The following is a 26,749-nucleotide window of genomic DNA, read 5'->3' as shown; positions in this document are numbered from 1 at the left end:
GTCCACGATGTCCTGACACATATGTGTCCACTACGTCATGACACATCACAGGTAGTTCCCACTACTGGAAAGGCGCACGGGCGGTTACGCCTCCTTCAAGACCTCAGCCACCGGAGTGCTGCTGCGTCCGATCAACTTCTGCAGGTCACCCGACTCGGTGTCCAACGCACCCTTGGCAATTGCAGCATCGGAATCGGCGAAAATTTGTGCAACCGGTGCCGGCAGTCCGACACTCTCGAGAATGCCTTCGTATGCCCGCTCGTCCACGAACTGATACACGACGGGCTTACCTGCGAATTCGCTGATCTTCTCGGCCAATTCGGCGTAGGTGAGCCTCTCGTCACCGCCCAACTCGTACACTGCGCCCTCGTGACCATCGGTGGTCGCGACTACTGCGGCGGCGTCGGCGTAATCCGCACGCGCCGCAGCGGCGATCTTTCCGTCGGCTCCCGCGCCGACGAGTGCGCCGCGTTCGATCACACCGGCAAGGTCGTTGGTGAAGTTCTCCCAGTACCAACCGTTGCGCAACAGTGCGAACGGAACACCGCTCCGAGTGAGCACGTCCTCGGTCGCCTTGTGCTCGGCAGCAAGCTTCATCGGAGTGTCCTGAGCATTCAAGATGCTCGTGTAGGCAATGAATCCGACACCGGCAGCCTTCGCCGCGTCGATGATGTTGATGTGTTGCCCAAGTCGTGACCCCACTTCACTTCCCGAGACCAGCACCAGCTTGTCGACGCCCGCAAATGCGGTATCCAATGCCGAGGCATCGGCGTAGTCCGCTTGGCGTACGACTACTCCGCGGGCCGCGAGGCTTTCCGCCTTCTGCGGATTGCGGACCACTGCGACGATGTCGGACGCGGCGGTACCCCGCTCGATCAGCGACTCGACCACAAGTCGTCCGAGGTTTCCGGTTGCGCCGGTGACTGCAATGCTCATGCGAACTCCCGATCCAGGTTGAAATGTAAATACGTTCTGCAACCATCATGCACTTATTTTTCGTAAGTGCAACACTTCGAGTTAGCGCTATGGGATCGTGCAGTAGTAACCTGGGTACATGACCAGCACCGACTCACCTTCACGTGCTGCCCGGACTCCTGATCCGAAAGCCGACGTCGTGGACCCCACGCTCGAGGCTGACGTATTCGCTCGCGGATGCAACTCTCGGGCGGCGCTGCAGAATGCAACCGGACGCTGGGGTGCGCTGGCACTGGCAGCGTTGAACGAAGGTCCGTACCGGTTCAGTGCCCTGCGCCGACGCGTCGACGGAGTCAGCGAGCGCATGCTCTCGCAGACCCTGCAAACACTCGAGCGGGATGGCCTCGTGCACCGTGAGGTACTCGAAACCATCCCGCCCAAAGTGGAATACAGCCTGACCGAACTCGGCGCCGACGTCGCCGCCAAGATCACGGCCCTGATCGAATTACTCGAATCGCAGGTGCCGAAAATCGTTGCGTCACAAGCGTCGTACGACGCCCGGAATCAGCTCAGCTTGTCCGAGAGCTGAGCGATGAACTCGTCGAATGCGTAGGGAACGCTCAGCACCGTCGGAGCGGAAGTAGCCATCGCGTAGTCCATCCCGACCAGTCGAACCAGACGGCCCTTCGACACCGAGGTCATGTTCGCGAACGGACCGAAGGACATGAGCTTGTCCAGGTTGGTGCCGTCGGCGTCGACGAGAATGAAGACGTCGGCGTCGAGTGTGTCTATGGATTCCATGCCCACGGAGACCGAACTGTCGCCGGAAGTGCACACTGCGTCGACACCGGGCGAGGTCTTCAGTCCGAGCTGGCCGAGAAGACGGATCCGCGGGTCGGTGCCGCAGAAGGCGATCAAGCCCTCATCGGTGCGCATCGCATACGTCGAGGTTTTGCCCGCGAACTGCGGGTGATCCGCGGCCTGCTTCTCGAAGTACGCCCCGGTCTCGTCGATCAGAGTCTGCGCCTGCGCCGGCTGTCCGAGCGCAGCGCCGATCATGCTCATCTGCTTGTCCCACGCCGTATCCCACGGCTGGTCGGGGAACGCGACGGTCGGCGCGATGTCGCTGAGGCGCTTGTACTCACCCTCGTCGATGCCGGAGTAGACGGCGAGGATCACGTCGGGATCGAGCCCGAGGATCTGCTCGAACGGGATGTCGGGATTTGTCGTCAGGAGAACAGGCTTGGCGCCGTTCAAACGCGGAGCGTCCCAGGGCAGGATGTTGTTCTCGATGCCGTCACCGGAGAAGCTCTCCATTGCGACCGGGACCTTGTTCAGTGCGATCACCGAATCCTGACCACTCCATCCGATGGTCACGATGCGCATCGGCTCCGCGTCGATCGTCGTCGAGCCGTAAGCGTGGTCGACGGTCACGGGGAACGCCCCCGCCTCGGCGGCGCCCGAAGCTTCGGTGTCCGATCCGGAATCACCGGAGGATCCACAGGCGGAGAGCGTCAGCGCGACGCAAGCCGCGAGCAGTACGGAACGAGTTTTCATGAGTGGTCCTTCGAAAGCCGGATTGTCGACTCGGGACGCTAATGCGTTACGCGCCTACACCCCGACTCGAAGGCCTCAGATGGCGGTTTCGCAACACAACTCGACACAAAAGACGAAAAACCCCGTGTGCCTTCCGGTAGTGCGAACTACCAAAAAGGCGCACGGGGCCGAAGGCCCTGCCGTCAGAAGTTGATCATGTGGCCGGCGAGGCCGTGGATCGCTTCCTGGAGTGCCTCACTGAGTGTGGGGTGAGTGTGGACGTTGCGTGCCAACTCGTTGACCGTGAGGTCCCACTTCTGGGCCAAGGTCAGCTCGGGCAGCAGTTCCGAAACGTCCGGTCCGATGAGGTGTCCACCAAGCAGTTCGCCGTACTTCTTGTCGGCGATCAGCTTGACGAAACCGGTCGGGTCACCGAGACCGTGTGCCTTGCCGTTGGCGGCGAACGGGAAGTTTGCGACCTTGACGTCGTAGCCCTCGGCCTTGGCCTGCTCCTCGGTCAAACCGAACGAGGCGACCTGCGGCTGGCAGAACGTCGCACGCGGCATCATCCGGTAGTCACCGAGCGTCTGCGTCTCCGCGCCGCCGATGGTCTCGGCAGCGACGACAGCCTGCGCTTCCGCGACGTGCGCGAGCTGCAGCTTGGCGGTGACGTCACCGATGGCGAAGATGTGCGGGACGTTGGTGCGCATGTAATCGTCGATCGCGATGGCGCCGCGATCGGTCAACGCGACACCGGTGTTCTCGAGACCGAAGCCCTCCACCCGCGGCGCGAAGCCGACGGACTGCAGAACCTTGTCGACGACCACGGTCTCGATCTCGCCGGACTTGTTGTCCTTGATCGAGACGGTGACCTTGCTGCCGTCGTCGCTGATCGACTGCACAGCGGCACCGGTCTTGATGGTGACGCCGAGCTTCTTGTACTGCTTGGCGATTTCCTTCGAGACGTCGGCGTCCTCGTTGGGCAGTGCCCGATCGAGGAACTCGACGATCGTGACGTCGACGCCGTAGTTCTTGAGGACGTAACCGAACTCCATGCCGATCGCGCCGGCACCGACGATGAGGATCGAACCCGGGAGGTCACGGGTGAGGATCTGCTCTTCGTAGGTCACGACGTTCTCGCTCAGCGAGGTGCCGGGCAGCAGCTTGGTGTACGAACCCGTCGCGATGATCGCGTTGTCGAACGTGATCGTCTCGGTGCCACCCTTGCTCAGCTCCACGCTGATGGTGTTGGCGTCGACGAACGTGCCCTTGCCGTCGTACTCCGGGATCTTGTTCTTCTTCATCAAGAAGTGAATGCCCTTGACTCGCCCGTCCGCGACCTTGCGGCTGCGATCGAAAGCGGAGCCGAAATCGAAGGACACGTCTCCGGACATGCCGAACGTCTTCGCTTCTTTCGTGAAGATGTGCGCGAGTTCGGCGTTACGGAGAAGCGCCTTGGACGGAATGCAGCCGACATTCAGGCATACACCGCCCCAGTACTTCTGCTCGATGATGGCGGTGCTCAGGCCCAGTTGTGCCGCGCGGATAGCAGCGACGTACCCACCGGGGCCGGCTCCGAGGACAACGACGTCATAGTGTGAGGTCACGATTCACCAGGGTAGTCCTGCATCGTTTCGCTGTCCCCAGATGGTCGCATTACCCGTCGGTAGCCCACACTTCTCGGGCAACTCGGGCAAAATTTCCGCCGTACACAGCCGCGACCGACGGCTCGTCGAACCCCCGGTCACGCAATACCCGATCAAGAGTCAGCACGTCCTCCGGAGGAGTCCACTGCAATGGCCCCCACGCGGTGTACGCCTCGGAGAACGACGACGGGTTTTGTTCGATCTCTTCGCGGAAGTCCTCCGCGTCGAACGAGAAGTCGGAGCCGATCCCGACATGATCGATGCCGACGAGTCCGACAGCCTCTTCGATGTGGTCGGCCATCGCGGACAGCCGAGCCCGGTCGTCATCCGGTCCGTTGACCCCGAGGAAAATGCCAACGCCGTTGATCCCGATTACGCCCCCGGTCTCCGCGCACGCTCGCGCCTGATCGTCGGTGATGTTGCGCGGATGCTCCCACAACCTCCGGAGGTTCGAGTGGCTGTAGATCATTGCTCGCTGGGTGATAGCTGAGATGTCCAAACCTGTCTGCACCGAACAATGTGAGCCGTCGACCGTCATTCCGACGCGATTCATCTCGGCAACCAGGTCACGGCCGTAGCCGCTCAACCCCGTGTCAGCCAGGTCCAGGCAGCCACAACCAGCGGCGTTCATGTAGTTGTAGGTCGGCAGCAGCGAGCGAACCCCGAGGTCGTAGAAGTACGAGACGTTGCCCGGATCCCCCTCGAGCGGATTCGAGTCCTCCAGGTCGAAGGCCAGGGCAATTCCACCGGACTCCTGCACCTCGACGACGTCGTCGACGGTAAAGACCGGGGTTATCTCCGGAAACTCGACCCGCGCCTGCCACCCGAAACTCTTGGCCATTGTCGTCGAGTCCGCGCGAGTCTGCGGTGAGTATCCGACGTTCACCGAAACGTAGCTCCCCGCTGGGCGCTGATATCGAAGAAGATCATCGATGGACGCGTTCGACTGCAGAGGTAGGCAACAGTGCTGTTCCCATAGTGGATATGTCCGGTTCACTCACTAATCCCGTCGATGATCAGGGAAGTTCACCTGAAACTGGTCGTACGTTCAGCAAATCTCTGGTTCACTGGCGGATAACGCACCGATGAGGTAGAACTTACAAGACTCACAGGCCTTGTATCTATCGGCACGGCATGTAAACAGCATCACGTCCCGCACGGGAACAGCAACAAAGGACCGTTCACTCCTGGGCGGATTCGAAGGAATTTTAGGTGGAGGTTTCTGAACGTATGCGTGCTCGCACATTCAAGCGCGGCCGTCTGGTCGCCGCTGTAGCAGCAGTATCCGTGCTGCCGATGCTGATCAGCCCGGCAGTAGCTTCGGCCGGTGGCGACACCTCCGCTGCCCGCACGGCTCCCGCTTCGGACGCCTCCGGCGCCCATCTCGTCAGCAAGGCCAACACCACCGATCGCAAGGTCACCATCTCGGTCTTCTCCCCGTCGATGGATCGCAACATCCCGCTCGAGGTCATCCTCCCCGCGGACAACAGCGAACCCCGCCCCACGCTCTACCTCCTCAACGGTGCAGGCGGCGGCGAAGACAGGGCGACCTGGCAGCGTCAGACCGACGTCAACGAGTTCTTCAATGACAAGAACGTCAACGTCGTCACCCCGCTCGAAGGCGCATTCAGCTACTACACCGACTGGGTGAACGACGACCCGTCTCTTGGCCGTCAGAAGTGGCAGACGTTCCTGACCAAGGAACTCCCGCCCGTCATCGACGCCGAGTTCAACACCAACAAGGTGCAGTCGATCTCCGCGATCTCCATGACCGCGACCTCGGTTCTCAACCTCGCCATCGCAGCACCGGGCCTCTACAAGGGCGTCGGCGCGTACAGCGGATGCGCCGAGACCAGCACCCCCGTCGGCCAGTCCTCCATCGAACTGGTTGTGGGCATGCGCGGCGACGCTGACGTGACCAACATGTGGGGCCCCCTCGACGGCCAGGGCTGGATCGACAACGACCCCGTCGTCAACGCCGAGAAGCTCCGCGGCACCGAACTCTTCATCTCCACCGGCTCCGGACTCCCCGGCCCGCACGACACCCTCAACAACGAGGCGATCAACGGTGAAGTTGGCACCCTCGCCAACCAGGTCATCGTCGGCGGCATCATCGAGGCAGCAGTCAACTACTGCACCCACAACCTCGCCTACCGCCTGAACGACCTGAAGATCCCGGCCACCTTCGACTTCAAGCCGACCGGCACCCACTCGTGGGGCTACTGGCAGGACGATCTCCACAACTCCTGGCCGATGCTCGCTCGATCGATGGGCGTCTGACCCGATTCGTTCCAGCTCGACCCCGCTCCCAGCACTTCCGGGAGCGGGGCCGAGTCCTTTTCAGGGCTAGTTCGAGGGTTAATTCGAGGGCCAATTCAATTGTCAGGCAATCGAATCGCGTCACTTTCTGCTGCTGCTCTGCTTTACTGACAGACAACAAAAGTGAACCTGTTCCAGTAAGGGCTCACAGGCACTTCGATCCGTTCCGGATCCGAAGACATTCAGGTGGAGGATCCGAACGTATGCGTGCTCGAATTTTCAAGCGTGGCAGTGTGATCGCAGCTCTCGCAGTGGCCACGGTGCTGCCGATGTCGATCAGTCCGGCGACGGCTTCCGCAGGCGGTGACACGTCGGGGTCGCGCATCGTCAGCAACACCAAGACCGCCGATCGCAAGGTCACCATCTCGGTCTTCTCCGCAGCGATGGATCGCAACATCCCGCTCGAGGTGATCCTCCCCGCGGACAACAGTGAACCTCGCCCGACGCTCTACCTGCTCAACGGTGCAGGCGGCGGCGAAGACTCGGCGACCTGGCAACGCAAGACCGACGTCATGAACTTCTTCCAGGACAAGAACGTCAACGTCGTCACTCCGCTCGAAGGCGCATTCAGCTACTACACCGACTGGGTGAACGACGATCCGGTTCTCGGTCGCCAGAAGTGGCAAACGTTCCTGACCAAGGAACTCCCGCCCGTCATCGACGCCGAGTTCAACACCAACAAGGTCCAGTCCATCTCCGCGATCTCCATGACCGCCACCTCGGTCCTCAACCTCGCCATCGCGGCTCCCGGCCTCTACAAGGGCGTCGGCGCGTACAGCGGATGCGCCGAGACCAGTACCCCCGTCGGTCAGAGTGCGATCGAACTTGTCACAGGTACTCGCGGTGGAGCTGACATCACCAACATGTGGGGCCCCCTCGACGGCCAGGGTTGGAAGGACAACGACCCCGTCCTCAATGCCGAGAAGCTCCGCGGCACCGAACTCTTCATCTCCACCGGCTCCGGACTCCCCGGCCCACACGACACGCTCGCCAACCCCGCGATCAACGGTCAGGTCGGTGCGCTCGCCAACCAGGCGATCGTCGGCGGCATCATCGAGGCAGCAGTCAACTACTGCACCCACAATCTCGCCTACCGCCTGGGCGACCTGAAGATCCCGGCCACCTTCGACTTCAAGCCGACCGGCACCCACTCGTGGGGCTACTGGCAGGACGATCTCCACAACTCCTGGCCGATGCTCGCTCGCTCCCTGGGCGTCTGACCCGATTCGTCCCCACTCGACCCCGCTCCAGTGTTTCGGGAGCGGGGTCGAGTGGTGTCGGGAGCGAGCAGTCAGAATGGACGTATGACTTCCGATCAGCAGCCCACCACCGGCGACGACCCCTACCTCTGGCTCGAAGACGTGACTGGTGAGTCTGCACTCGATTGGGTCCGTCAACACAATGCCGACACCGAGGAGCAGCTCACCGACAACGAGCGCTTCGATCGACTGCAAAGCGACGTGCGCGAGATCCTCGATACCGACGCACGAATCCCCTACGTTCGCCGCCGCGGTGAGTTCCTCTACAACTTTTGGCGAGACAGCACCCACATTCGCGGATTGTGGCGACGCACGACGTTCGATCAGTACGCCACCGACGACCCGGAATGGGATGTCCTCGTCGACCTCGATGCCCTGGCCGAGGCCGAGGGCGAGAACTGGGTCTGGAAGGGCACACAACTTCTACGCCCACACCGCAACCGTGCATTGATCAGCCTCTCCCGCGGCGGGGCAGACGCTGCGGTGGTCCGCGAGTTCGACATCGAGAAGCGCGAATTCATCGCTCCCGAGGGGGAGAATCCCGGCTTCTACCTTCCCGAAGCCAAGACCGACATCGACTGGATCGACATCGATACCGTCTACGTCGGAACGGATATCGGCCCGGGGTCGCTCACCGATTCCGGATATCCCCGCCTGGCTCAGCGCTGGAAGCGCGGCACTCCCCTCTCCAGCGCAGAGACGGTGTACGAAGGCAATGCCACAGACGTGGCCATCTCGGCTTCGCACGATCCGACGCCCGGGTTCGAACGGGACTTCGTCACTTGCTCAGTCGATTTCTACAACTCTCAGCACTTCGAAGTACGCCCCGACGGTGAACTGGTGCTTGTGGACGTGCCCGCGGACGCCGGTATCTCGATTCACCGCGAGTGGTTGTTGATCCGCACCAAATCCGTGTGGACCGTCGACAACACCGAATATCCCACCGGCGCACTGCTTGCCATCCGCTACGACGATTTTCTTGCCGGCTCGCGAGCGCTGACATCGATCTTCGAACCCGACGCCCATTCCTCGCTCGAGCACTACACCTGGACACGCGATCACCTGATTCTCGTGGTACTGACCGACGTCCGCACCACGCTGCGCATCCTGACGCCCGGCGAAAAAGACTGGGAAGATCGACCTTTCGAGGGTCTTCCTGAACTGACCAGTATCGAAATTCTCGACACCGATCCTGATGTCAGCAACGAGTATTTCGTCAACTCGAGTGGATACACCTCCTCTGCAACTCTTCTGCACGGTGTGATCGGCGAAACCGAACCCACTGCGCTCAAGCAAGCTCCCGCGTTCTTCGACGCCGAGGGCATCAGCACGGAGCAGTTCTTCGCCACCTCTGCCGACGGCACCCAGGTTCCGTACTTCGTGGTGCGCAATCCGCGTAGCGGGCCCGGCCCCACCCTGCTCTACGGGTACGGCGGATTCGAGATCTCGCTGACGCCGTCGTACAGCGGTTCACTCGGACGTGCTTGGCTGACGCAGGGCGGCACCTACGTGGTCGCGAACATTCGTGGTGGCGGCGAGTACGGGCCCGGTTGGCACACACAGGTTCTCAAGGCCGGACGCCACAAGGTGCACGAAGACTTCGCGGCCGTCGCGAGGGATCTCGTCGATCGCGGAATCACGACCCCAGATCTTCTGGCAGCTCAGGGCGGAAGCAACGGCGGCCTGCTGATGGGCATCATGCTGACCAAGTACCCCGAACTCTTCGGCGCCATCGTCTGCCAGGTTCCGCTGCTGGATATGCGCCGATTCCACCTGCTCCTGGCCGGCGCTTCATGGATGGCCGAATACGGTGACCCCGATGTTCCCGAGGAGTGGGCATTCATCTCGGAATACTCGCCGTATCAGAACATCGACGCCGCCGCGTCGTACCCACCGATCCTGATCGCGACGTCCACCCGCGACGACCGCGTCCACCCGGCGCACGCCCGCAAGATGGCCGCACGACTGGAAGAGCTGGGCAAGCCGGTGCTGTATTTCGAGAACATCGAGGGTGGCCACGGCGGCGCAGCCGACAATGCGCAGCTGGCCTTCAAGACCGCACTGACGTACGAGTTCCTCTGGCAGAAACTCGGCTGATCTTTCAGCGGTCGCGTAACCACGCGACGACGCGCTCGCTCACAGCGGTGGGAGTGCGTATCCAACCGTTGTGACCGAGCGGTTCGTCGACGTGCGTCATCGTCACCTGGGCCCCAGAGAGCTTGTCCACCAAGTTCTTTGCCGACCGACGTGGAGCGAGATCGTCCCCTTCGATCGTGATCGACAGAACCGGCAAGGTCAGACGCGCGATCCGCTCCTCGTAGTCGATATCCGCCCCGACAGGTTCCATGCGACCGGTCCTGGCGAACCGGGCCCAATCGGTGATCAGTACTTTCGACTGTCGACCGAAGCCGCCCACATTGACCCGATCTCCCGGCCAGAAACCGGCGATGTTGGCCGTCACCGACATCGCGGACGACCCCAGATAGAGTCCAGGCGCGCGGATTCCGGGGAATCCACGGTGATACGGCGATCCGGATGCAACCAGGATCAGGCCGCCGAGCCGGCCCCGAATCCTCGACGCGTACATCACCCCGATCTGGCCGCCCATGCTGTGCCCCATCAGAAATGGTGTGCTGGCCGGGAACCGCTCGCGCACCACCTCGAACGTCGCCGGACAATCGATCGAAACCAGTTCCTGATACCCGAAAGCGCTCGACGCGCTCGGGCGCGGTTTGCTGTCACCTTGGCCACGCAATTCACCGATGGCCGCGTTGAAGCCGGCATCGACCAGGGCTTCCGCCACCGGATCGTAGAACCCAGCTGGGACTCCGAGCCCGGGCAACATCACCACCACGGGCGCGTCGTCGTTCGGCCCGGGAAACAGACGGATCGGGGTCACGGTGCCGTCGGGGAGTTGGATCGGTACGGTCTCCATTCAACTCACACTAACCATCCCGGCCGAAAATGGGCAGGGTATCCCGGACCGCCATACATTTCTCGCCAAGCAGTCCCCTTCATCCCAAATGTCGACTATGGGTTCGCCGTCATCAAGAGTTAACACATTTTCCCGCTCCTCGGCGCGACGCACTCCCCTGTTCGGGCCAAACTTGAGAAAGTCCCGCGGTCACTGGGCCCGAACAACTTTCGACGACGATCGAGTCGACCCTCGCCGTAATCGTTTCCGACAGTAAGGACGACGCATGAGTCAGACTGCCGAAACCCCGTACGACAATTCAGCTCTCGCCCACGAGGAAGAGGGCTACAGCAAGGGGCTCAAACCGCGCCAACTGCAAATGATCGCCATCGGCGGCGCGATCGGTACCGGGTTGTTCCTGGGTGCAGGCGGAAGGCTCGCCAGCGCCGGTCCCGGCCTGTTCATCGTCTACGGTGTGTGCGGATTCTTCGTATTCCTGATTCTGCGCGCTCTCGGTGAGCTGGTTCTTCATCGGCCGTCCTCGGGCTCGTTCGTCTCGTATGCGCGTGAATTCTTCGGCGAGAAAGCAGCTTTCGTCGCCGGTTGGATGTACTTCCTCAACTGGGCGATGACGGCCATCGTCGATACCACCGCTGTCGCCACCTACATGCACTACTGGGGCGCGTTCAAGGGGATCCCGCAGTGGACCATCGCATTGATCGCTCTAGCCATCGTCATGACTGTGAACCTCATTTCAGTGAAACTGTTCGGAGAGATGGAATTCTGGGCAGCGATGATCAAGGTTGTCGCCCTGGTCACCTTCCTGATCGTAGGTACCGTCTTCCTTGCCGGACGCTTCGACGTGGACGGCGAAAGCACCGGACTGAGCGTAATCACCGACAGCGGCGGGCTTTTCCCCACGGGAGTGTTCCCTCTCGTGATCGTCACCTCGGGTGTTGTGTTCGCCTACGCTGCAGTTGAATTGGTCGGAACAGCGGCCGGCGAAACCGAGAACCCTGCCAAGATCATGCCCCGTGCGATCAACTCCGTCATCGTCAGAATCGCACTCTTCTACGTGGGATCACTTGCGCTCCTTGCGCTTCTGCTGCCCTACACGTCGTACAAGTCGGGCGAGAGTCCGTTCGTGACGTTCTTCTCGAAGATCGGTCTCGAGGGCGCCGGAACGATCATGAACATCGTCGTGGTCACAGCCGCTTTGTCCAGTCTCAACGCGGGCCTGTACTCTACCGGCCGAATCCTGCGATCGATGGCGATGAACGGTAGCGCACCCAAGTTCACGGCCAAGATGTCCCGCAACGGTGTGCCTTTCGGCGGAATTCTGCTGACCGGTGTGATCACGCTGTTCGGTGTTGCACTCAACGCCTTCAAACCAGGCGAGGCGTTCGAGATCGTGCTCAACATGTCCGCACTCGGAATCATCGCGTCGTGGGCCACGATCGTCCTGTGTCAAATTCAGCTCTATCGCTGGTCGAAGAAGGGCATCGTCTCGCGCCCCAGTTTCCAACTCATCGGATCGCCGTACACCGGATACGCCACCCTCGCATTCCTCGTCCTCGTACTGGTGCTCATGGCATTCGATCATCCGATCGGTACCTGGACCATCGGCACGCTTGTGGTCATCATCCCAGCGCTGATCGGCGGCTGGTATCTGGTGCGAGCCAAGGTCATGGCCGTCGCCGAGGAACGTCTCGGCTATACCGGTCAGTATCCGGTGATCGCCAACCTGCCGGTACCCGACGACAAGTAGTTTCGCCTACCGTCTCTTCAGCCAGCGAAATCTCGGTCCGCTCGTATCGGAGACTCGAGCAGCAAACGGTGATGTCCGCGTCGGCCATTCGGCCAGCGCGGACATCACCGCGTCGGCGAGTGCTACACATCGCGAGTACCGGTCGGCGGGGTCCTTGGCCAGCGCTGTCGCGACAACAGCATCGAGTGCGGCAGGAAGTTCACGGCGACGCTCGGATACGGACGGCGGCGGCGTGTGGAGTTGAGCGTCGGCGATCGCCAAGGGGTTCGACAGCGGGAACGGTGTTGCACCCGTAAGTAATTCCACCACAGTGCAACCCAGGCCGTACACGTCCACACGGGTGGTCAGCGGCTCCGCACGAAGCAATTCCGGCGGTGCATATTGGATGGAAGCCAACACCGAACCACTGCGCGCCACCGGAGCAGAATCGTCAACGAGTCGAGCAATCCCCCAGTCGGACAACATAACCTGCTCATGACCGTCCACGGTCGCCTGCGTCGAGATCAAGATGTTGGCCGGCTTGACGTCGCGGTGCACGATCCCGCGACTGTGCGCGTAGTCCAAGCCCCTGGCGACCGAATCCACGATCCGAGCAGCGCGGAACGGATCCAGCGGAATCTGACCGCGCGCCACCAATCGGGCCGCACTGTACCCCTCGACGTATTGCATCGCCATCCACAGCTGACCACCCTCGTCACCAAATGCCTTGACTGAGACGATATTGGGATGATCCAGGCCACTTGCCAATTCAGCTTCGGCGACAAAGCGCGCACGCAACCGAGGGTCGGCGGAGCACTCCTCGTTCAACAATTTCAGCGTCGAACGCTGCCCCTCGCGAATCGCGAGGTAGGCCTCGCTCATGCCACCCCGGCCTAGCAGCCGCTCGATCCGGTACCCGGCGAAGACCGATCCACACTGCAACATCACGGAACTCCCTCCGCAGCGGCGACTCGGTGAACCTTGAGGGTAGCCGAAATGACTACTCGAGGCTGCCCACGATCAGCGGATCCGGAGTACCCACGATCTCGTAATCCTTGTTGTCGTAATCGAACTGACTGAGCACGTGACGCATCGCGTTTATCCGGGCTCGCTTCTTGTCGTTGCTCTTGATCACGGTCCACGGAGCGGTGTCGGTATCGGTGAACCGGATCATCTCTTCCTTCGCCGCCGTGTACGCATCCCATTTGTCCAGAGAAGCGATGTCCATCGGGGAAAGCTTCCACTGCCGCACCGGATCGACCTGCCTGATCGCGAACCGCGTGCGCTGCTCCAGCGGTGAAACCGAGAACCAGAACTTGATCAAGCTGATGCCGTCGTCGACGAGCATCTGCTCGAACAACGGCACTTGACGCAGAAAACGCTCGTGCTCTTCGTCGGTGCAGAAGCCCATGACTCGCTCGACCCCGGCCCGGTTGTACCAAGACCGATCGAACATCACCAGTTCCCCGGCAGCGGGGAGGTGCTGCACATAGCGCTGGAAGTACCACTGTGTCGACTCGCGGGCCGACGGCTTCTCCAACGCAACGACCCGTGCGCCACGAGGATTGAGGTGCTCCATGAATCGTTTGATCGTTCCGCCCTTGCCTGCAGCGTCGCGTCCTTCGAACACGATGGCGTGCCGTGCGCCGGTTTCTTTCGACCAGTTCTGCAGCTTGAGGAGTTCGATCTGCAGCAGACGCTTGGACATTTCGTACTCGGCCCGGGGCATCCGTGCGTCGTACGGGTACCCCTCACGCCAGGTGTCGACTTCGAAACCGTCCGGCGCGGTCAGCAGCACCGGATCGTCGTCGTCATTGTCGTCGACGGTGAAGGCTGCGGTGTCGGTCAGGTCGACGGCGGTCGACAGGTCCGCAAAAGCGCTGAGGAACGGGCGGCGTTCTGCTAAATCGGTCACCGCCGACAAGGTAGTCCCCCGCAGCAACCGTTCGGTGAAGCTGCGATGAACTACCGGGGTATGACGCAGCGGGGAAAAAGATCAGGGTGCAGATGGGGGTCGTCCCCGATGGTGCCTGACGAAATCTCGCTTCAGAATTGAAACATGACATTCGAAAGCAACACACCTCGCCCCTTCACCCGTTCCAATGACAAGAAAATGTTCGCCGGAGTGTGCGGCGGAATTGCAGATTACTTCGGCGCCGACGTCAATCTTGTCCGTCTACTCGCCGTTATCGCCGCTATTTGCACGGGCGGAACCGCGGCATTGGTATATCTCGCCGCCTGGATGCTCATGCCGTTAGGTTGAGAATTTCGGCAATTGACATGGCGAGAATCACGCGCCGACAAAAGGTATTTCGGGGCCTACGCGCCAATACGAGAAGGCCCCGAAATCGACAATCTACTTGGCGGCCTTCAACTCTCCACCGCTGAGCGCAGCGAGGGCCTCGAGGCCCTTGACGGCCAGGCCACTGACGCTGCCCAACCCCTGACCGATGATCGCACCGACAGAACCGGCAGCGTCCTGACAGATCCTTCAAGCATGACGTTCTCCTTGAGATGTTCAGTGGTTCACTTGGGACGAACAAATGACGCCGATCAGAAAACCAAGGGAACGACAGGCGGCGTAAAGCTGAGGGTGTCCAGAGATTATCGTTCGACCAACTCACGATTTTGGTCGGAAACTGCCTGCAGAAGCCCCGTGAACCCCACCCGCAATAGTTCGACGTAGTGCTCGATATCCGGCATCGTCTCTCGCGAGACGATGACATTGAGCGTCAGCGAACCTCCGCGCGCGGCAATCAAGAAGTGGCGCAGAATGTCTCCGTCGACCGGGGCCTGCCCGCCGAGAACTGCCACCGCCGGCGCACCTACGAAGACATTGCCCTCGACCGACACGGGGACATTGCTGATAGTCGTGTTCTGGATGACCTTGTGCGAAGGGTCCAGCTTGTTGAGCCGACGCGAGAGACCGGTGAGTCTGAGCAGAACCGCGGGCGACGTTTCGATGCGAGTGCCGTATCGACGGACGGCCGGGTGCGAACTGCGCCCCTTCGCCTTCGACGCGGAATCCCTGATTCGTGTCAGCCGCTCGACCGGATCTTCGACGTCCGTGTGCAGATCGACCGTCAACAGCGCCAGTTGATTGGCCGATTCCCATTCGGCGATCTGCCGCATCGATCGGGGAACCATCGCCGCCAACCCACTGGCCGACTTCTCGTCCTTCTCCGACAGGTATACGTCGAGAGCACCGGCGACGACGGTCAGGAAGATGTCGTTGACCGTCACGCCCGGAACGGCCGCTCGAATCGCTTTGATGTCTGCGCCGTCCAGCGTCAGGAAATCGATCGTGATGTCTCCCCCCAGCACGCCGTTGAATCGGGTCGGAAGGCGGTCGGCCGAATACGTAGGTAGCTCTCCGGCCTCTTCCGCCTCCCGAACCGTCTCGGCCGCAACCTTTGTGACGGACAGACCCCGGCCGAAGCGGATCGCCTGGCCGGGCAAACCCACTACAGTGCGCCCGATCAAATCCAGCGACGAAAGCCCCGAACCGGCACGCTTCGTCTCCGGCTTCGGCGGACCCGAGAACAGAAGGTTGGTCAGATCGCGGATCGCCAGACCGTCACCGGCCCCGTGGTGGGTCTTGAGCATGATCAGCGTCAGATTGCCCGGCAGCTCGTCGATGCCGTGCACGCCGGTCATGACGTGCAACTCCCATGGCGGCCGGGACAGGTCCATCGGCTCCCCGAGCGAGCGCCCGAGCAACTCACGAACCGGCGCCCACCCGGCAACAGGGGCACGATGGACGTGCACGTGATCATCGACGTCGAAATCGGCCGGCACCCAATAGGGATAGTCCAGATCCAGCGGAACTCGCTGGAGTCGACTCGTGAACAGTGGCCAGTACCCGAATCGTTCGGTGATCCACCGAACGGCGTCGTCGTGCGTCATCTCTGCGAGCGGATGGTCCGTCGTGTCGAAGAAGTAGGCGCAGACCATGTGGCTCAGATGTCCGCCGGACTCGTTGTAGACGAACTCCGCGTCTCGCGGCCCCATCTGAGATACCGCGGCTGGCAACGAGTTCCGAAAGATCATGCATGCCCCTATGACTGATTTGGGAAGTTAGCGGTGAGTCTAACTTTCAGGACCCACACCCACTGAATTTCCGTCCAATCGAGTCAGCGCGGGTTGTCCACACCCGCGCGGCCATCCACAGAGTTGTTTCTGCGTCCGCGTCCCCATACGGTTGCCACGCGGTCACGGCGACTCCATCGAATCCTGCCGTCGGTGTACTCCACCGATAAACCTGGATACTTCGAGCGTTGCGTCCGAGCAGGCAGTCCGCAGTGGGTACGGCTTCACCGTCGAACAGGAATCTCGTCGGATGAGTGCATGGGTTTACCGATCGTGCCGATCGAGCAGTGCTTCATCGACGTCGCGACCACGTTGCCACGGCCGGAACTCGAGGCCTTCTTCGACGCGGTGGTATCAACGCCGGTGCGTGGAAGTCGATCGCCCGACCGTGCGATGCGAGCCGCGGCAGGCACGGGCCCCCGCCGTGCGCGAATTCCATACCGACCCCGCAACATTCAACATCGATCGACGGCGTCAGAACGCACTCGTTCTCGATGAATGGATGGTGTTGCGATACCCCGCCGCCACCGCGATGGCTCATCTCGACGCTGTGGCGTTAGCGCACACAGCATCGAGCGTGCGACGGGAAACCGCGATCGCGTCGTAGTAGTGGACGAAAATGCCCGCAATACCTCCGCGCAAGCAAAAGCCCGGCCCACCGAATGGTGGGCCGGGCTCTAGGAGCTAGGTGGAGATGGACTCAGAAGTCCATGCCGCCCATGCCGCCGGTCGGATCGCCTGCAGGCGATCCGGCCTTCTCCGGCTTGTCAGCGACAACGGCTTCGGTCGTCAGGAACAGAGCCGCGATGGACGCTGCGTTCTGCAGTGCCGAGCGGGTGACCTTGACCGGGTCGTTGATGCCTGCAGCGAGCAGGTCGCCGTACTCGTTGGTCGCAGCGTTGAGGCCGTGACCTGCGGGCAGGTTGGAGACCTTGTCCGCAACAACACCGGGCTCGAGGCCTGCGTTGAATGCGATCTGCTTGAGCGGAGCGGACAGTGCAACGCGAACGATGTTCGCGCCGGTTGCCTCGTCACCTTCGAGCTTGAGGTCGTCCAGTGCGGGAGCAGCCTGGAGAAGTGCAACGCCACCACCGGCGACGATGCCCTCTTCGACGGCTGCCTTTGCGTTACGCACTGCATCTTCGATGCGGTGCTTGCGCTCCTTGAGCTCGACCTCGGTAGCAGCGCCGGCCTTGATGACTGCAACGCCGCCGGCCAGCTTGGCCAGACGTTCCTGCAGCTTCTCACGGTCGTAATCCGAGTCGCTGTTCTCGATCTCGGCGCGGATCTGGCTGACACGACCGGCGATTGCGTCGGCGTCGCCGGCACCCTCGACGATGGTGGTCTCGTCCTTGGTGATGACGACCTTGCGTGCCTGGCCGAGGAGCTCGAGGCCTGCGGTCTCCAAGGAGAGTCCGACCTCTTCGCTGATGACCTCGCCACCGGTGAGGATGGCGATGTCGGCGAGCTGAGCCTTACGACGGTCACCGAAGCCGGGAGCCTTGACGGCAACAGACTTGAAGGTGCCACGGATCTTGTTGACCACGAGGGTGGAGAGAGCTTCGCCCTCGACGTCCTCGGCGATGATCAGGAGCGGCTTGCCGGACTGGATGACCTTCTCCAGCAGGGGCAGCAGGTCCTTGACCGTGGAGATCTTCGAGCTGACGAGCAGGATGTACGCGTCTTCGAGGACGGCTTCCTGACGCTCTGCATCGGTGGCGAAGTACGCCGAGATGTAGCCCTTGTCGAAGCGCATGCCCTCGGTGAGCTCGAGCTGCAGGCCGAAGGTGTTGGACTCCTCGACCGTGATGACGCCTTCCTTGCCGACCTTGTCCATAGCCTCGGCGATGAGCTCACCGATGGACGGGTCGCCGGCGGAAATACCGGCGGTAGCAGCGATCTGCTCCTTGGTGTCGATCTCCTTGGCGGTCTCGAGCAGGCGAGCTGTAACAGCCTCGACAGCCTTCTCGATGCCGCGCTTGAGGCCGAGCGGGTTCGCGCCGGCTGCGACGTTGCGCAGGCCTTCACGGACCAGTGCCTGTGCGAGAACGGTAGCGGTGGTGGTGCCGTCGCCAGCGACGTCGTCAGTCTTCTTGGCGACCTCCTTGACGAGCTCGGCGCCGATCTTCTCGTACGGGTCGTCGAGTTCGATCTCCTTGGCGATGGAAACACCATCGTTGGTGATCGTGGGGGCGCCCCACTTCTTTTCGAGAACAACGTTGCGACCCTTGGGGCCCAACGTCACCTTGACAGCGTCGGCGAGGGCGTTGAGGCCTCGCTCGAGGCCACGACGTGCCTCTTCGTCGAACGCGATGATCTTTGCCATTGCGAAGTGATCCTCCGGATAGGGGGTGACACACAAGGTGACCGCTCGTCGGGTCACCTCATCGGCACAAGGTGACCGTTTGACGAGTCACCTCATTACACGGGCGACCGATTTGCCTGGTCACCCATCTACGCCTGTGGTCTAGTCAGTGCCCGCGACGGACGACCGGGGGTGTCTATGGTTCCCGGTCTCACTGCCTCGACCTGGCACTCACGGTTCGCGAGTGCCAACTGCATTTTTAGCACTCGAGCGTGCCGAGTGCAAGGTTGAGCCTCAGCCCGCGATGCAGAACTGTCCGTTACTCAAATTGACCGCAAACGAGAGCACTCCGACGCAGTCGACGCCGTTGGCATCAGCCGTCGCACCCGCTCCGTAACCGGCGATGGCGAAGGTGACGTTTCCGTCAGCCGCTCCGGCCCGTGCGATACCGCCGCCGAGCGCGAATGCCTGTGCCTGACCGTTACCGCGCGAAGCCCCCAGTGCGGTTCCGAAGCCGTTTGCATATGAATTGGAGTAGCCGTTGTCGGCGGCGACGCTCACGGCGGTACCGCTCTCGGCAGCACCGGCCTGCGAGCGGCCGGCACCGACGGACTGCGCGCCGCAGCTCGCGGTCTCGGAGACCTGGATGTCATTTGCCGACGGCGGCGAGGCACACGCGACGGGGGCTGCCGAAGCAGTTCCCGCACCGGTCAGCGCCAGCCCGGCGGCGAGCCCCATACCCACAGTCATCACAGCCCCTGTTCTCGCCAGGCGGCCCCCCAACCGACTACTGGAAATTCCGCTGACTCGAGAGGATGAGCGACGGAACCAGACTGACGAGATCAAGGGCATAGAAAACTCCTTCGTGGAACAGGTTCATTGGATTCGGGCGCGAGAGTACCCGCTCGAGTGAAGTCCGTCACCCCCGGCTGGTCAAGCCTCGAGGAGGACACCGAGGAGAGCCGGCAGATCCGCTACCGAATCGATGACGTGGTCGGGCTTCTGGACCGAGAGGTCGAGCACTGTTTGCCGAAACTTGCCTGTGCGCACCAGAACTCCGGTCAAGCCGACCCGCTGTGAGGAGAGGACGTCCCCGATCAGGTCGTCGCCGACCATCACCGTCGCCTCAGGTTCGACGTGCATCAGCTCCGTGGCTGTCAGGAACCCCGTGAGAGACGGTTTACCCACTGCGGCGATATTTACACCTGCCACTTCCTCGAAGCCCGGCAAGTACGTTCCGGTGTCGATTCGAAGGCCGCCTGACGTCTCCCACATCATCCCGCGGTGCATCGCGACGACGGGCACTCCGGCGAGCAGAAGTTCGAGCACTCGGCTCAGCGCCTCGTGGGTGAACTCCGGGCCGGCGCCGCCGAGAATCACGACCTCCGGATCGGCGTCGTCGAATTCGATTCCCTCGAGATCGGCGGACACGTCACCGTGATTGAGGATCCATGCCCGCGCGTCCGGGTACGTCGCCCGCACGTACTCCCCTGTGAGTCTCGCGGCAGTAACTATCTGGCTCGCCTCGACCTCGATACCGGCGTCGCACAATCCCTGCGCGATGAGCGTCGAACTGCGCGAGGTGGTGTTGGTGAGAAACCCACAGGCCAATCCCCGCCGCCGAACTTCGCGTACTGCTTCCCCTGCTCCCTCGATCGGCTGCCAGGACGTGAGCAGGACTCCGTCGATATCGAACAGAACACCTTCGATGTCGGCCATTGCACCAGCCTATATTCGCTATCGCGGTCCTGCCGAGGCGTCGAAACCCGAAATCCGTCGATCGCTCAGTAGGCTCCCACCCATGGACCTGCGCGACGACGACCTCTTCTCCGTTGCCGGTTCTCTGGCCGAATTACTCGGCGCTCCCGTCACCATCGAGGACGAGAATTCGACTGTTCTCGCGTACTCCGGCGGCGAACAGGCAGTGGACGAAGCTCGCATCGGCACGATCCTCGGCCGACAGGTACCCAGTCGATTCCGCCAATTACTCTCCGATGCAGGAGTATTCGATCGGCTTCACCGGGAGAGCGATCCCATCTACGTCGACCTCGAAGACCCCGCGATCACTCCGCGACTGGTCATCGCAGTTCGCGAGAACGATCACCCCGTCGGCTCGATCTGGGTCGCACTCGCCGGATCACCGACGCCCACACAGGAATCGATACTTCGCTCCGCGGTATCTGTCGTGGCCGAGAGAATCGCCTCGGAGCGTGACCGGGTCGACAGCACACGCCGTCGCCAATCCCAGCGCGTCCAAGCTCTGATCGGCGGTGGCGAACCCGCTTTCCGCGCCGCCGACGACTTGCGGTTGGCAGGCCCGCTCACCGTCGTCGCCGTCGGAACCGTCGCGGGACCGCTGCCGGCGGGGTTGGTCGCATCCTTGAGCCTGTACCTCGACACTCTGGCCGTCGACGCCGTTGCCGCTCAACTGTCCGAGACTATTTATCTTGTCATCGCGGCCGACGAGACCAACGCTCGCCGATTGTCCGCCGACTTCCTCGCCCGCGCCCGTGGCCGCGAATTCCTAGCAGTGGCTGTCGGCCGGACAGTGAAGTCTGCGAGCGAATCACATCTTTCACGTTCGGACGCCGACCATGTTCTCGGAGCGCTTCGTCACGGCCGGTCCGGCGGAACCGTCGCGGGAATGAGGGACACCTTGGCTTCCGTACTCGCCCTGCACGTCGCCGACATCATCGACGGACTCGGCGACGCCACGCCGCTCGGAAGCCTCGAACGTCACGACTCTCAGCACGGCAGCGATCTGGTCGCGACGGCAAAGGCCTTTCTCCAGCACGGCGGTGACGTGGCGAATTCTTCTGCCGCACTGCATGTTCACCCCAACACGCTCCGTAACCGCTTGCGTCGAGGCAAGGAGATGTGCGGCGTCGATCTGACCGATGCCGACACCCGCCTCATTCTCATGTTGCAGTTCAAACTCGCTCGCTGAGCAGGCGCGGCGGCACGTTGTGCGAATCCACAACGCGGTAGCTCCGACGATGGCCGAACGGCCAGTCCTTTTGCCGCCCCCGCGATTCATGCTTGAGAGAAGAGCCGGATGTGACCGGCGTCTCGGTTCGAGCAGAGTCTGTAGAAGGAGTACGTCATGGGAACTCGTCAAAGCCCCGATCGTGTGGTCGTGGTCGGTGCGGGTGTTGTCGGATTGTCGACGGCCTGGTTCTTGCAGGAACGTGGAGTCGAGGTCACCGTCGTCGATCGCGACGGCGTCGCTGCTGACGCGAGCTGGGGAAACGCCGGTTGGCTGGCCCCCGCATTGACGCTTCCGCTACCCGAACCCGCAGTGCTCCAATACGGCTTGCGCGCGATGCTCAGCCCGTCATCCCCGGTGTACGTGCCACTTACCACCGATCTGAAGCTCATCCGGTTCCTGGTCGGATTCGCGCGCCACTGCACACCGTCGAAGTGGCAGGAAGCAATGTCGGTCTACACCGAGGTCAACCGAACAGCCTTGGGCGCGTACGACGAACTCGCCGACGGTGGCGTCCGAGAGCTGACCCGTCTGGCCGATCCTTTCCTTGCCGCGTTTGCGTCCGAGAAGGACCGACAGACCTTGGTGGACGAGTTCCATCACGTCGAAGCTGCCGGCGGCGAGGTCGACTTCGACCTCCTCGACCACGACGCGATTCATTCGCTCGAACCTTCACTCGGTCAGGGTGTGAAAGCCGGTTTGCGCCTGCGTAATCAGCGTTTCATCGATCCCCCGTTGTTCGTGAACTCGTTGGCGGACGCGGTTCGTGAACGCGGTGGAGAAATCGTCAGCGGTTTCGACGTCACGCAGATCGACGATCGGGTCGGCGGAGTCAGTGTTCGCAGTGCACACGGTGATTCACGCGACGGCGACGCCGTGGTGATTTCGAGCGGTGCTCGATTGAACAAGCTCGCCGCACCGTTCGGTGTGCGCAAACTGGTGCAGGCCGGACGCGGATACAGCTTCAGCGTCAAGCCCGAGCATCTCCCCAAGAACCCTGTGTATTTCCCCACCCAGCGCGTTGCGTGCACGCCGTTGCACGATCGCTTCCGAGTGGCCGGAATGATGGAATTCCGGAGCCCAGACGCGCCGCTGGATCCGCGCCGGGTGCAGGCGATCATCGATGCGGCCAAGCCGATGCTCAGCGGCATCGACTGGACTGCACGGGAAGAGGAATGGGTGGGCTCACGCCCGTGCACTACCGACGGTTTGCCGTTGATCGGCGCGACGAAATCACCGCGCGTGCACGTCGCCGGTGGTCACGGGATGTGGGGAATCGCCCTGGGTCCGTTGACCGGAAAGATGGTGGCCGACTCGATGACCGGTGCTCAGACGCCGACGGTCATGCGTCACTTCGATCCGCTGCGCTGACGGCCGGTTTCACCCACTTGTAGTACGCGCCCGTCAGCAGAACCAGCCATCCGGCACCGACGAGCAGCGCAACTCGGGTGTCGGCGATGACGCCGAGCAACACGATGACAAAAGCCAGGAACACGATCGCGAAGATCTGACCGTACGGCCACAGCGGCACTGGAAACTTCAGTGCCGCTGTTTCGTCTGCACTCATCTGAGCGCGGGAACGGAACTGCGAGAGCAGGATCATGATCCAGACGAAGATGGTGGCGAAGGTGGCGAGCGAGGCGATGACGAGGAACACCTGGTCCGGGATCAGGTAGTTGAGCAGAACTCCCACCAACAGGGCACCGGTCATGATGACAACGGTCATCCACGGAACACCGTTCGCGGAGACTCTCTTCATCACCTGCGGAGCCTGGCCGGCGTGCGACATCCCGAACATCATGCGACCGGCACCGAAAACGTCGCTGTTGATGGCCGACAGGGCCGCGGTGATGACGACGATGTTGAGGATCGAAGCGGCCGTTCCCAATCCGAGATTCTCGAAGATCTGGACGAACGGGCTGTTGTCGGAGTTGATGGTCTGCCACGGGATAATCGCCATGATGACGGCGAGGGTGCAGATGTAGAAGAGAATGATGCGCACCGGGACAGTGTTGACGGCTTTCCTGATGGTCTGCGCCGGATCCTCGGCTTCGCCCGCGGTGATACCGATGATCTCGGTGCCGCCGAACGCGAACATCACGATCGCAAAGCACGCGATGAATCCGCCGAAGCCTGTCGCGAAGAAACCGCCGTCCGACCAGAGGTGGCTGATTCCGGCATCGGTGTCGTGAACGCCGAATCCGAAAACGATGATGGCGATGCCGCCCGCGATCATCGCGATGATAGCGGTGATCTTCACGAGCGTGAACCAGAATTCCAGTTCACCGAACACCTTGACGCTCAACAGGTTTATCGCGCCGATGAAGAAAACGACAGCCAGAACCCAGATCCATCTCGGTACGTCCGGGAACCAGAACTGCATGTAGAGACCGAAGGCCGTGACGTCGGCGAGGCACACGATCACCATCTCGAAGGTGTTCGAGATGCGTAGGAGGTATTGTTTCGTTGTGGACAGGCCTCAGTGCCTGTGCCACGATGACCACAAGAAAGCCCGCCGAGAGTTCGCACCTCCCGACGGGCCGGAGTCCGACTGTCTAAGGAGTCGAACGTGCCTCAGCATACCCCTACGCGCTCGGAGGGCGGCATACGTCGCGGACCACGACGAGCCGATCAATTCACCATCCTCAGCAACGACGTTCTCAACGACAATCGGCTTTCGTTCCGCGCTCGCGGTGTCCTGATCTGGCTGCTCTCCAAGCCTGCCGATTGGCGCACCCGTTCGGAATCCATCGCCGCACAGTCCGACAAGGACGGCCGCGACTCGATCCGTTCCGCGATGCGCGAACTCGCCGAACTCGGCTACCTGGTCCGCGAGAAGACACAGGATGAGACAACCGGTCGTTGGTCCACAACGTCGACGGTCTACGAAGAGCCCATCACCGAGGGCAACGGCGACGTTCAGCCGATGCCTGACAATCCGATCCCCGGACGTGCGTCCGTCGGAAAGCGCGGCGCTAAACCAAGTACTGATCTCCAAAGAACTAAAACCAACCAACCCTCGCGAAAAGCAGCAACGTCACCTGCCGACACGGATTCGGAATCGGTGGTGGTGGATCCTCCATCGAAGACCAACAAGCCGAGCACCGAGCAGCTCGCACTCGTCGACAAGTTGGCAGCAGCGAGTCAGAAGGCCGATCTCACCGCGACCTTCCGCTATCTGAAGCCGCACAACGTCACCACGATCGCTGCGCTCGTCGAGACTCACGGAGTGCCGAAACTGATCGCACACGTCAAAGCGCTTCACAACCCGGTCAATCCGACCCGCTACGCGTCCGGATGGATTCCGATGTGGAAGGAAATGCCGTTGCCGAAGGCTTCCCTCGCTCCGAAGTGCGATGACTGCGACGAGTACGGATGGCTTCCGGACAACGAACTCGGCGAAGCAGTGAAATGCGTTTGCCGTACGCGGTCGACAGGAACACGGCGGACCACAACCACCACGAGGAGCGCCCGATGAAGGTCACCCGATTCGACGCTGCACTCACCTACGTCCTCGCCGCGCTTGGCCTCTGGATCAGCTACACCGCTCTCGCCGATCTCGCGTTGCGCGCTGGCCTTGGCGTCAACCAGGCGTACGCGTGGCCGCTCGTCGTCGACGGACTGATCCTCGCCGCAACGCGCGCAGTCGTGACGTTCGGCGGGCACGATGCGCGTCGCTATGCGTGGGTACTGCTCGGGTGCGCCGCCGCCGCCAGCATCGCCGGGAACATGGCGCACGCGCTACTTCCCGAGGGGCCAGTGCATCCTGCGATCGCCGCGATCGTCGCAGTCGTGCCACCCATCGCCGCACTCGCGATGACGCACCTCGCCGTCGTACGCGCAAGGGTGCGTCAGGACGTCGAGCAGACCGAGGAACTCGATGCGTCACCGCAGGTAGACGCTGCGCCACTCCCCGACGCATGCGATCCCGGCGACGCAATTCATAACTCCAGTTTGTTAGTTGCGCCAGCTGACGACGCGTCGGATTCCCCGATGCTGGCGCAGTTGGTCGCGGTGACCGCGCCGACTGACGCAGCCAAGGCGCGGCGGGACGTCGATGCGCGTCAGCGCGTGCTCGACCTGCTCGCCGAGGGCAAGCTCAGCGGACGGGCCATCGCACAAGAGGTCGGCGTCAGTGAATCCACCGTGCGACGTTGGAAGCCCATCAAAGATTCGGCGGCCGCATAATCCGACCGATCTTCCTGTTACATCCGGTCCATCTGGTTTGATACCCCCATGAAAACACTTTTGGGGCTCATCGCTGTCGCAGCGACAGTGATCACAGTCGGTGGATGCTCCAGTGGTGATGACGAGTTCAAGTCACGATCAGGAACCCAGCAGTACGACTCGGCACAGAGCATCGCTGATGACCTCAAGGTTGCCGGGTTTGACTGCCAGGGCTTTAAGAAGGACGCGGTGACGACCTACTCTGCCGACGCTGGGAGATGTTTCCTTGGCGATCGAGAGATCGTCCTCTCAGTCTTCACCTCAGATTCGACCCTTGATCAGAACATTGCGAGTCACCTCGGCGTTTACGAGCCGGTTCGGGCTCAGTACGGTTTTTTGGTCGGGTCAAAGTGGATGATCAATTGCGGTGATACCACGACGAAACACACCTGCAGGGACATCAAAGAGCAACTCGGTGGCCGCATCGTCAAGCCGATCAACTACTAGCCGGGAGGCGCCCCATGAACATGAGGACTTTCGGATCGATCCTTCTTTTCGGCGGGATCGCGTGGGCTTATCTCGGGTCGGGTTTCCTGCCGTACCTGTCGATCGCCGTAGGGCTGATTGTCCTCGTCCGGGCGAATACTGCCGAGGGTCGCCCGGCGCGCAAACAGGCACGCTCGGATCGTCGGCGAGCCAAGGCGGGTCAAGGTTCGCCGTTCTTGGACTGGTTGTCGGATTAGTTTGTCGGCACATCCACCTACACTGCATCGCGCGGGGTCGGGAGGGTAAGGGAAGACCAGCTCGGCCCCGCACAAACGACAGAAAGCCCCCAACCTCGACCGCTGGATGCGGTGAGGTTGGGG

24 protein-coding genes and 1 pseudogene are annotated in these 26,749 nt (G+C 61.9%); 13 read left to right on the top strand and 12 right to left on the bottom strand.

Annotated features, from left to right (window positions below; all coding sequences use genetic code 11):
* Nucleotides 1-84: 84 nt before the first annotated feature.
* Nucleotides 85-936: an SDR family oxidoreductase gene (locus tag QM716_RS28640; protein WP_283307628.1), complete on the bottom strand. Its 852-nt coding sequence runs from the start codon at nucleotides 934-936 to the stop codon at nucleotides 85-87.
* Nucleotides 937-1,054: 118 nt separating this feature from the next.
* Here QM716_RS28640 and QM716_RS28635 point away from each other — a divergent pair, with 118 nt between their 5' ends.
* Nucleotides 1,055-1,504: a winged helix-turn-helix transcriptional regulator gene (locus tag QM716_RS28635; protein WP_283307627.1), complete on the top strand. Its 450-nt coding sequence runs from the start codon at nucleotides 1,055-1,057 to the stop codon at nucleotides 1,502-1,504.
* Here QM716_RS28635 and QM716_RS28630 read toward each other — a convergent pair.
* From QM716_RS28630 to QM716_RS28620, 3 genes are all read right to left on the bottom strand, one after another.
* Complete coding sequence (locus QM716_RS28630; RefSeq protein WP_283307626.1) at nucleotides 1,480-2,472, bottom strand: iron-siderophore ABC transporter substrate-binding protein; 993 nt, start codon at nucleotides 2,470-2,472, stop codon at nucleotides 1,480-1,482. The two genes, QM716_RS28635 and QM716_RS28630, sit on opposite strands and share 25 nt — an antisense overlap.
* A gap of 182 nt (nucleotides 2,473-2,654) precedes the next feature.
* Nucleotides 2,655-4,058: a dihydrolipoyl dehydrogenase gene (gene lpdA, locus QM716_RS28625; protein WP_003941477.1), complete on the bottom strand. Its 1,404-nt coding sequence runs from the start codon at nucleotides 4,056-4,058 to the stop codon at nucleotides 2,655-2,657.
* 49 nt (nucleotides 4,059-4,107) lie between these two features.
* Entirely contained in the window at nucleotides 4,108-4,983 is an 876-nt protein-coding gene (locus QM716_RS28620) for a dipeptidase (RefSeq protein ID WP_502942171.1), read from the bottom strand.
* Between the two features lie 344 nt (nucleotides 4,984-5,327).
* On the opposite strand from QM716_RS28620, the gene QM716_RS28615 reads away from it, so the two are divergent.
* The 3 genes from QM716_RS28615 (at nucleotide 5,328) to QM716_RS28605 (ending at nucleotide 9,772) form a co-directional block, all read left to right on the top strand.
* Nucleotides 5,328-6,377, top strand: coding sequence for an alpha/beta hydrolase (locus tag QM716_RS28615; RefSeq protein ID WP_283307624.1), 1,050 nt, complete (start codon nucleotides 5,328-5,330; stop codon nucleotides 6,375-6,377).
* Nucleotides 6,378-6,619: 242 nt separating this feature from the next.
* Entirely contained in the window at nucleotides 6,620-7,636 is a 1,017-nt protein-coding gene (locus QM716_RS28610; protein ID WP_283307623.1) for an alpha/beta hydrolase, read from the top strand.
* An 84-nt stretch (nucleotides 7,637-7,720) separates the two neighbouring features.
* Nucleotides 7,721-9,772, top strand: a complete 2,052-nt coding sequence (locus QM716_RS28605; RefSeq protein ID WP_283307622.1) for a prolyl oligopeptidase family serine peptidase — start codon at nucleotides 7,721-7,723, stop codon at nucleotides 9,770-9,772.
* A gap of 4 nt (nucleotides 9,773-9,776) precedes the next feature.
* Here the strand turns inward: QM716_RS28605 and QM716_RS28600 are convergent, their stop codons facing one another.
* On the bottom strand, nucleotides 9,777-10,610 hold the full coding sequence (locus tag QM716_RS28600) for an alpha/beta hydrolase family protein (RefSeq protein ID WP_283307621.1): 834 nt from the start codon (nucleotides 10,608-10,610) through the stop codon (nucleotides 9,777-9,779).
* Between the two features lie 265 nt (nucleotides 10,611-10,875).
* Here QM716_RS28600 and QM716_RS28595 point away from each other — a divergent pair, with 265 nt between their 5' ends.
* Nucleotides 10,876-12,357 carry an amino acid permease gene (locus QM716_RS28595; protein ID WP_283307620.1) on the top strand — a complete coding sequence of 494 codons (1,482 nt, stop codon included), beginning with the start codon at nucleotides 10,876-10,878 and terminating at the stop codon, nucleotides 12,355-12,357.
* A gap of 6 nt (nucleotides 12,358-12,363) precedes the next feature.
* On the opposite strand, the gene QM716_RS28590 is transcribed toward QM716_RS28595, so the two are convergent.
* Both QM716_RS28590 and ppk2 read right to left on the bottom strand, forming a co-directional pair.
* Entirely contained in the window at nucleotides 12,364-13,281 is a 918-nt protein-coding gene (locus QM716_RS28590) for a serine/threonine-protein kinase (protein WP_283307619.1), read from the bottom strand.
* 55 nt (nucleotides 13,282-13,336) lie between these two features.
* On the bottom strand, nucleotides 13,337-14,251 hold the full coding sequence (ppk2, locus tag QM716_RS28585; RefSeq protein WP_283307618.1) for a polyphosphate kinase 2: 915 nt from the start codon (nucleotides 14,249-14,251) through the stop codon (nucleotides 13,337-13,339).
* Between the two features lie 144 nt (nucleotides 14,252-14,395).
* On the opposite strand from ppk2, the gene QM716_RS28580 reads away from it, so the two are divergent.
* On the top strand, nucleotides 14,396-14,599 hold the full coding sequence (locus tag QM716_RS28580) for a PspC domain-containing protein (RefSeq protein WP_003941534.1): 204 nt from the start codon (nucleotides 14,396-14,398) through the stop codon (nucleotides 14,597-14,599).
* A 341-nt stretch (nucleotides 14,600-14,940) separates the two neighbouring features.
* Here QM716_RS28580 and QM716_RS28575 read toward each other — a convergent pair whose 3' ends face one another.
* Nucleotides 14,941-16,386, bottom strand: a complete 1,446-nt coding sequence (locus QM716_RS28575) for a wax ester/triacylglycerol synthase domain-containing protein (RefSeq protein ID WP_283307617.1) — start codon at nucleotides 16,384-16,386, stop codon at nucleotides 14,941-14,943.
* Nucleotides 16,387-16,849: 463 nt separating this feature from the next.
* Between QM716_RS28575 and QM716_RS28570 the strand changes: the two genes are divergently transcribed.
* The gene (locus tag QM716_RS28570) at nucleotides 16,850-17,032 is read left to right on the top strand and encodes a putative endonuclease domain-containing protein (RefSeq protein ID WP_283307616.1); all 183 of its coding nucleotides are present in this window, start codon (nucleotides 16,850-16,852) and stop codon (nucleotides 17,030-17,032) included.
* A 93-nt stretch (nucleotides 17,033-17,125) separates the two neighbouring features.
* Here QM716_RS28570 and groL read toward each other — a convergent pair whose 3' ends face one another.
* From groL to QM716_RS28555, 3 genes are all read right to left on the bottom strand, one after another.
* Nucleotides 17,126-18,751 (bottom strand): chaperonin GroEL, encoded by a 1,626-nt coding sequence (gene groL / locus QM716_RS28565; RefSeq protein ID WP_283307615.1) that lies wholly within the window; start codon nucleotides 18,749-18,751, stop codon nucleotides 17,126-17,128.
* Nucleotides 18,752-19,024: 273 nt separating this feature from the next.
* Nucleotides 19,025-19,582: a DUF6764 family protein gene (locus tag QM716_RS28560; protein ID WP_349307372.1), complete on the bottom strand. Its 558-nt coding sequence runs from the start codon at nucleotides 19,580-19,582 to the stop codon at nucleotides 19,025-19,027.
* An 81-nt stretch (nucleotides 19,583-19,663) separates the two neighbouring features.
* The gene (locus tag QM716_RS28555) at nucleotides 19,664-20,449 is read right to left on the bottom strand and encodes an HAD-IIA family hydrolase (RefSeq protein ID WP_283307613.1); all 786 of its coding nucleotides are present in this window, start codon (nucleotides 20,447-20,449) and stop codon (nucleotides 19,664-19,666) included.
* A gap of 82 nt (nucleotides 20,450-20,531) precedes the next feature.
* Here QM716_RS28555 and QM716_RS28550 point away from each other — a divergent pair, with 82 nt between their 5' ends.
* Together QM716_RS28550 and QM716_RS28545 are read left to right on the top strand one after the other, a co-directional pair.
* A complete protein-coding gene (locus tag QM716_RS28550; RefSeq protein WP_283307612.1) occupies nucleotides 20,532-21,677 on the top strand; it encodes a PucR family transcriptional regulator in 1,146 nt (381 codons plus the stop codon).
* Between the two features lie 156 nt (nucleotides 21,678-21,833).
* The gene (locus QM716_RS28545) at nucleotides 21,834-23,087 is read left to right on the top strand and encodes an NAD(P)/FAD-dependent oxidoreductase (RefSeq protein ID WP_283307611.1); all 1,254 of its coding nucleotides are present in this window, start codon (nucleotides 21,834-21,836) and stop codon (nucleotides 23,085-23,087) included.
* On the opposite strand, the pseudogene QM716_RS28540 reads toward QM716_RS28545, so the two are convergent.
* Nucleotides 23,059-24,150: pseudogene (locus QM716_RS28540) on the bottom strand (amino acid permease); the annotation flags it as partial. The gene QM716_RS28545 and the pseudogene QM716_RS28540 overlap by 29 nt on opposite strands.
* A 135-nt stretch (nucleotides 24,151-24,285) precedes the next feature.
* Between QM716_RS28540 and QM716_RS28535 the strand changes: the two are divergent.
* The 4 genes from QM716_RS28535 to QM716_RS28520 are packed head-to-tail and all read left to right on the top strand — an operon-like array spanning nucleotide 24,286 to nucleotide 26,626.
* Nucleotides 24,286-25,194, top strand: a complete 909-nt coding sequence (locus QM716_RS28535; protein WP_283307610.1) for a helix-turn-helix domain-containing protein — start codon at nucleotides 24,286-24,288, stop codon at nucleotides 25,192-25,194.
* Nucleotides 25,191-25,904: a DUF2637 domain-containing protein gene (locus QM716_RS28530; RefSeq protein WP_283307609.1), complete on the top strand. Its 714-nt coding sequence runs from the start codon at nucleotides 25,191-25,193 to the stop codon at nucleotides 25,902-25,904. The genes QM716_RS28535 and QM716_RS28530 overlap by 4 nt, the downstream gene beginning before the upstream one ends.
* A 48-nt stretch (nucleotides 25,905-25,952) precedes the next feature.
* Nucleotides 25,953-26,390, top strand: a complete 438-nt coding sequence (locus tag QM716_RS28525) for a hypothetical protein (RefSeq protein ID WP_283307608.1) — start codon at nucleotides 25,953-25,955, stop codon at nucleotides 26,388-26,390.
* A 14-nt stretch (nucleotides 26,391-26,404) separates the two neighbouring features.
* Complete coding sequence (locus QM716_RS28520; RefSeq protein WP_283307607.1) at nucleotides 26,405-26,626, top strand: hypothetical protein; 222 nt, start codon at nucleotides 26,405-26,407, stop codon at nucleotides 26,624-26,626.
* Nucleotides 26,627-26,749: the final 123 nt, after the last annotated feature.

Origin of the sequence: Rhodococcus sp. IEGM 1409, from assembly GCF_030056735.1 — a bacterium.
GTDB lineage: Bacteria > Actinomycetota > Actinomycetes > Mycobacteriales > Mycobacteriaceae > Rhodococcus_F.
This window is presented reverse-complemented; position numbering and strand designations above follow the sequence as displayed.